Origin of the sequence: Arthrobacter sp. HMWF013 (assembly GCF_003061105.1) — a bacterium.
Classification (GTDB): Bacteria; Actinomycetota; Actinomycetes; order Actinomycetales; family Micrococcaceae; genus Arthrobacter.
The window spans coordinates 1-5,811 of record NZ_QAIQ01000002.1 but is presented as its reverse complement, the minus strand read 5'-3'; the positions used below and the strand labels follow the sequence as shown (position 1 = coordinate 5,811).

Annotated in this window: 7 protein-coding genes; 3 read left to right on the top strand and 4 right to left on the bottom strand. The window is 62.5% G+C overall.

The features are described 5' to 3' along the window. Together DBR22_RS00065 and DBR22_RS00060 are read right to left on the bottom strand one after the other, a co-directional pair. Positions 1-731: aminotransferase class I/II-fold pyridoxal phosphate-dependent enzyme (locus tag DBR22_RS00065; protein WP_146187313.1), on the bottom strand; the 731-nt coding region annotated here is incomplete at its 3' end. 75 nt (positions 732-806) lie between these two features. Further along, positions 807-2,042: an acyltransferase family protein gene (locus tag DBR22_RS00060; protein WP_108597208.1), complete on the bottom strand. Its 1,236-nt coding sequence runs from the start codon at positions 2,040-2,042 to the stop codon at positions 807-809. A 724-nt stretch (positions 2,043-2,766) separates the two neighbouring features. Here DBR22_RS00060 and DBR22_RS23495 point away from each other — a divergent pair. Next, positions 2,767-3,279: a hypothetical protein gene (locus DBR22_RS23495; RefSeq protein WP_146187312.1), complete on the top strand. Its 513-nt coding sequence runs from the start codon at positions 2,767-2,769 to the stop codon at positions 3,277-3,279. A 166-nt stretch (positions 3,280-3,445) separates the two neighbouring features. Then, entirely contained in the window at positions 3,446-4,264 is an 819-nt protein-coding gene (locus DBR22_RS00050) for a CPBP family intramembrane glutamic endopeptidase (RefSeq protein WP_258228986.1), read from the top strand. 80 nt (positions 4,265-4,344) lie between these two features. On the opposite strand, the gene DBR22_RS24250 is transcribed toward DBR22_RS00050, so the two are convergent. After that, positions 4,345-4,716 (bottom strand): hypothetical protein, encoded by a 372-nt coding sequence (locus DBR22_RS24250; RefSeq protein ID WP_258228985.1) that lies wholly within the window; start codon positions 4,714-4,716, stop codon positions 4,345-4,347. 358 nt (positions 4,717-5,074) lie between these two features. Between DBR22_RS24250 and DBR22_RS00040 the strand changes: the two genes are divergently transcribed. Next, positions 5,075-5,347, top strand: coding sequence for a hypothetical protein (locus tag DBR22_RS00040; protein ID WP_108597205.1), 273 nt, complete (start codon positions 5,075-5,077; stop codon positions 5,345-5,347). 17 nt (positions 5,348-5,364) lie between these two features. Here DBR22_RS00040 and DBR22_RS00035 read toward each other — a convergent pair. Continuing rightward, positions 5,365-5,811 (bottom strand): HNH endonuclease (locus DBR22_RS00035; RefSeq protein WP_181364955.1); only part of this gene is annotated, 447 nt, incomplete at its 5' end.

Below are 5,811 nucleotides of genomic sequence, written 5' to 3'. Positions count from 1 at the left end.
GGGTAGTACTCCACCGGGCTGTGGAACCGCAGGCCGTCGAACACGATCCGGTTGTAGGCCTCGTCCGAGATGAGGAAAATCCGCCGGCCATTCCTCGCTGAGGCCGCCTCCAGAAGCCCTGCCAGCCGGCGCAGCAGCTCCGGTGGATAGACCCTGCCAGTGGGATTGTTCGGCGAATTGACGATCACAGCCCTGGTGCGCTCCGTGATGGCGGCCTCGATCGCGCCGAGGTCCAGGTCGAAAGTGGTGGTGTCGATTTTCACCTTCACCGGTACGAGCCCGGCTTCCAGAACCAACGGCTCGTAGAGGAACCATGGCGGTAGGCTGTAAATGATCTCATCGCCGGGATCGGCCACGGTCTTCAGCGCCAGGGCAATGGCAGCAAACCCGCCGGTGGTGAGGTAGATGTCCTGCGCACAGAAGGGCACATCCAGCAGCCGTTGAAGGGATTGCGCTGCAGCCTCACGGGCCGCCTCGCCGTTGGTCTGATAAGCGAACCACTGATCATTCCGAGGAGTCAGTGCTTCCCGCAGCGTGCTGACGTAGCGGTCTGCCGGCATCTGGTGCGGGTTGCCGAAGGTGAAATCGCAGCCGCCGGCCTGGCCCTTCCGGCGCGTGTCGGAATCCCGCAGGTAAGCGTTAACCCGCTGGAAAGAGGGGATCGATGCCAGCCGGGAAGCGCGGGCAGACACCGCCGAAGTCACCGGGGATGTGGCTGTCGGATCTGTCATGTCAGCACTCCTCTTAAGGGCGTCGTGGGCTCGGCGCCTTCCGGGCTTTCAATACTTTGCCTGCCACTGGTGACGCTAGCCTGCAGGACGTTGATCGGGAACCCTTGGCGCCAATGTACCGGACCCTGAAGGCCACATCCGGGGAGGTCTCCCCGCGGCCATATCCTCAACCCAGCCCAAGCACAGGATGGTGATTCCCAGAAGGGGCCAGACAACCAGGAACATCAGCCAGTCGCTGGACAGCAGCCAGGGTATTGCCTCGCTGAGCGTCGGGTTTTCCCAGCCAAGGTCAATCAGCGGGACAGCGGCGACAAGCAGGAGGTTGTGCCACAGATAGATGGTGATGGCCCGGTTATTCATGAGCGTCACAACGCCGTCAAGGATTCTCATGGGACCGGGGAGCGCCGTCCAGACAGGCGACAGCCGCAGGAGAACCGCGCAAAACCCCAAGGACCAGAGGGCCTGGGCCAGCGGGATAGCGTTCAGGTTCCAACCTTCCTCACCCAGATGGCTGGCCGCCCAGGAGAGTCCGAGTGCCATGAGCGCCAACGCGAGGGCGATCACGGTTGGAAGCCGGAGCTTGCGCAGCAGACCTTCGTGGTGAGCGAAGCCGAGGATCCAGCACGAACCGTAGGTGGCAAAGTCGGTCACGGGGCTGTTTGCCCAGTCGGGCAGTGGTACGGCGGTTTCCTGGTTCAGGGCTACAAGAAGCATGAGGGGAGCCAACAAGGTGACCCGGGGAAACTGCCGGAACGCCTTTAGCAGAAGCGGCGAAAGCAGCATGAACCAGAAGTAGGCCCGGATATACCAGAGTATTTCCTCCGCCTGGAAACCCCAGGTGGAGTCGGCCAGGTAACTCGTCGTCCCTGCGTTTTCCGGGTATGGAGGAACCCCGATGGGGAAGAACCACAGTGCAATGTCCAGCCACGAACCCTCCTCTTCCTGCCAGGGACGCCAGCCCGCGGCAAACAGAAGGCCCAGCACAATGATGGCGTAGGCCCAGAGCGGCAGCAGCAGCCTTCTGGTGCGGCTTCTAAGGACCCCGGCGGCGGGCCGGTCCAGCGAACGTGCCATGAGAGAGCCAGCCAGTGCAAACATGACACCCATTGAGGGGAACACCAGGCTCAGCCAGACAGCGCCCGAGAAGCTGTGGAACGCAACCACTCGTGCCAGGGCCACAGCGCGCAATGTGTCCAGGTAGCGGTCGCGGCCGGCTGCCCGGATAGCAGGCTGGGCCGGCTGCGCCACCGGGATAACCGCATGCCCGGGCGGGGCCCCGTCAAGGCTGGGTTCGTCGTCGTGATTTTTCATCACACTTCCCTCTGAATTTACAGATCGGGCACGTCGGGTCCTGTTGCGGCGGCGTACCGTCCTCAGGGGCGCAGGGCCACCCGCCGGGGCGGGCGCCCGTGGCGCACTTTCCGTCGTCGTGGGCTTATGCTCCCGTGCCGGCGCCGCGGGCCGGCAACGGTCTTGCGGGGAGATCTGACTCCGGCGCGACGTTCAGCGCGGCCGAGAAGAGCGAGCATGCCTGAAGTGATTGCGACCCAAAGTACTGCCGCAGTAAGGACAAGGAAAATAGAGGTCAAAGGGTCCATGTGAATCTTCCAGGGGATATATCGGTGAGGGGAAATGTTCCGACCCTGCTGCTGGTTGTCCCTTTGTCTGGAGACTCTTTCTGCATGTTCTCAGATTCCGTGGTTATGCGGAAGTACCTCCGGGTTGTGCGCCCTCCCAGGCTGAAGGGTCACTGGATGCCCACTGACAGGCTCCATGGAATCCGTCAAAAAAGGGTAGTCAGGGCCCTAGTATCGCGCCAGACGCAGGCGCAGGATTAAACGACCGGATCGCAAACTCAGAATGAATCCGGCGCCAAGCCCCCCGCTCAGTCGGGGCGTGCTGTTTGAAATTGGGACGGGCAGGCTGCGGCCGCGTCACAGATTATCCGCGACATGCTCAGTCGCGCCATGCTCAATCGCGGCAGCCTGATGCTGCCTAAAAAAATGGTGAAACGCATCCTCATAGGAGCAACAAAATGTCCATCACTCCAACAAAGAAAGCCCGTTCAAGCCGGGCAAAGATTGCCCTGGTTCCATTCCTTTCGTTGGGTCTGTTTGCTGGATCCATGGCCGTTGCCGGTCCGGCACAAGCCAATAACGATCACGATCGCGATCGTGATCGCATTCACGGCTGTACCGCGACGCCGGAGGATCCACGCGATCTTCGGGGCAACAGAGTCGACTTCAGGATCGAAGTGGAATGCAACGACGACAGGGTGGTCCAGATCCGTCAGCTTCGCTACGAAGACGAGCGCGGCCCGCGGCGCAGCGACGACTTCCTTGGTCACTCTTTCTTCACGGTGAAAGTCCATGAAGACGAAGAGAAGACCGTCCACAGCGTCGACCACGTCCGCAACCTTGACCGCCGGGGCGCAGAAGAGGTTTACCATCTCATTTCCTTCCGCGTGAAGAAAGATGACGGACACTGGTCCGACTGGTCGCACTGGTCCGACTGGAAGCAGAGCAAGATAGTTGAGGTAGACCGCTAAACCTCAGTGGTGCACAGGCAATCCAATGCGGACGGGAGCCAGGGGCGCGGGCCTCTGGCTCTCGGCGTGCTGCGGTGTCGCCGTCGTGGGGAGTGGAGTCGGGCAGCACATGGATCTGCGGCGTGGACAGTATCGCGGGGGCGGCCGTCACTGGGATGCTGGTGTGGTGACATCGATCTCGACGCAATCGCCCCGCACCGTCCTCACGTGGAAGCTGGTGCCGGCGGGGTTGCTTTCCGCGTCAGGGGTGCTCCTGTTCGGCGTCGAAAATGACGTGTGGGGTTACGGACTGCTTGCCGCAAGTCTTTTCGCGGCCGTACTTGTTGACCGTGAATTAACGCGGCACCTTGCGCTGATTGCGGCGGGAATGGTCTTCATCAGCCTGGTTCCCCTCAACGCCGACTTGAGTGTCACGCACATGACCCTGATGGGCGGTGTCCTGGCCTTGGCGGTGCTCGTGCCGTGGCTGGCGTCCCGGTTTGTCTACCGCGAGAAGATCATCAGATTCCCGGTGAACACGGGTCATAAATGGCCAGTGGCGGCGAAGTTGTACCTGCTGGCAGTTGTGGCACTTGGCTACCTGATCCTGCCGGTCTACCTGATCCGGACCGGGGTTTACCAGAACTGGCCGGACGCCTCCGACCCCACCATCTTCTGGCGGCTCTTCCTCGGTGTGAACACGGTGGGGATCTGGGACGAGCTGTTCTTCATCTGCACCACGTTCACGCTGCTCCGGCGGCACTTCCCCGACTGGCTGGCCAATATCCTGCAGGCCGTGGTCTTCTCGTCATTCCTCTGGGAAATCGGCTACCAGTCCTGGGGGCCGCTGCTGACGTTCCCGTTCGCGCTCCTGCAGGGGTACACGTTCAAACTGACAAAGTCCTTCACCTACGTCGTGACAGTGCACCTGCTTTTCGACTTCGTGCTGTTCCTCGCCCTGGTGCACGCGCACAACCGTGACTGGCTCCCGGTCTTCCTCTACTGAGATCTGCACGAGACGGCAGTCTTTTCCCGGCCTGATGCGGCGCGTTGGCGCTTCCCGGATGACTGGATGTTTGTCCTGGTTCAGTACTTCCGGGCCAGCAGTGCTGCGGCGGCAATCTGCCCGCCGTCAAGCAGGACCGATTGTTCCGGCATTCCGGCTTCCTTCCACTGGGCCACCAAACGCAGATCGCCGCCGGCCGTCAGCGGCCACAGCCATAGCCGGGCCGCGCCGGTCAGTTCATCGTCGTTCCCGCTTCCCCCTTGGCCGTTGGCCACCAGGACCGGCCCGGTAATGGTTTCGCTGCCATCAAACATGCCGGGCCGGATGTGCGTGGACGTGGTCTTCCGGCCGTCGGGAAATTCGGCCCCAAACAGCAGCGCAGATTCAAGGTCTTCGGCATAGCCCGGACCGGGTGGCGGCTGCCGGAAAAACGCGCGTTCCCGGCAGCCCATTCCCTATCGCTTTCGTTGGTCCGCCGGACGCACCAGACGACGTCCACGGCGCAACCGTTCGAGTAGATCTCTGCGCACTTGACGGCCATGACGAACCCCGGGGAGCGGTGGAGGAACTGTCCGACATGGATAACGCCGGGAAGTTCGTTTGGCGGTGGTCCAAGCCATTCCGGCATGACATGACGTGGAGGACGCGGACGTTCCGGCGGTTCGGGGAGGTCCTGAAAGAAGGTCATGGGCTCATCTCCAGAGGTTGCTTTGAGTGTACTGCTCAGGTCTGGATCGAGCCGGACAGCGGGTCTACATTGGTGTAAGGCTTATGCCGAGGGCCTGCCCATCACATTTCCAGGAGGGGACCATGAGCCCCACACCAAAACAACCATTGACCGATGACAGCATCCAGGTCCGCCAGGTCAACCACTACCAGTTCAGCTGGGTGGCCGGGGACCCCGGAGAGGAAGGCACCTGGACCCTGCAGCTGGTCCTTGACCAGGGTGCGTGGGAAGAGTTCCTAACCCTCGATGCCGACGATGCCGAGGTCCTCCAGAGCCTCCTCAAACGTTCGGCGACCGTGTACTACGACGTCCGGCGACGTACCCTGATGTTCGGGACCACACCCGCAGGGCAATAGTCAGCCGTACTGGGCCGTCATTCATGGTGTGCCTCGAGGATGCGCCGCGCATCCGCCTGGGCTTCGAGGGCCTGCTCACTGAGAGTTTCTCCCCGCACGTGGCCCGACGCTCCGATGATGCTTCGGAGTTCCGAAACTGTCCGCGGGGTGCTGACGCCACGGTGGGCCATGGCGTGGCAGTTGGCGCACAGCGGCACGAGGTCCGCGACCGGGTCCAGCTGGTAACCGCGTCCCAGCAAGGATGCCGGCACCGTGTGGTGGACGTGGACGAAACCCTCTCCCATCGCGCCATAAGCGGCTTCGAAAGAAAAGCCGCACGCCGCACACGACGTCCCGTGGAAGGCCAGGCACACCCGGCGGGCAGCCGGATCCCGCTCGTAGCGGTTGACCTCCACCCGGCTCACTGCCTCCCGGGGATAGCTGCCGGGAACCAGGCATGCGGCGTCCGCCGCGCCAGGTCCCTG